At 55.0% G+C, this 369-nt stretch carries 1 protein-coding gene; it reads left to right on the plus strand.

Features of this window, described 5'->3' with window-relative positions:
- The coding region (locus tag NOG12_RS12800) for an RHS repeat protein (RefSeq protein WP_313933462.1) at positions 1–369 on the plus strand (369 nt) is incomplete at both ends.

Here is a 369-nt window from a genome sequence, read left to right on the forward strand (position 1 = left end):
GGATGACGTTGAGCTCATTCATATGAATGGTCGGGTGTACGACTATAACCTAGGTCGCTTCTTAAGCGTCGACCCGGTGATTCAAAGCCCCGGCAACAGCCAATCCTTAAACCCGTATTCGTACCTCATGAACAACCCACTGGCGGGAACCGACCCCACGGGCTATATTGGCTGTGGGGTATCACAAATGGCGGATTCGATGTGTCCTCATATGACAGCGCTTGAAAACGCCACCACGGACACCTCATCGAAGCCGCGGCAAAACGACAGTGCGAGCAATACCGTAGGTAATGGTGCGAGTGACAAAGTTGCTACCGCTCACGGACGTGGTGAAACCAGCGATTTAGCGCCGCCAGCCGAGGCTGCGGG

Source organism: Pseudidiomarina fusca (assembly GCF_032227045.1).
Lineage (GTDB): Bacteria > Pseudomonadota > Gammaproteobacteria > Enterobacterales > Alteromonadaceae > Pseudidiomarina > Pseudidiomarina fusca.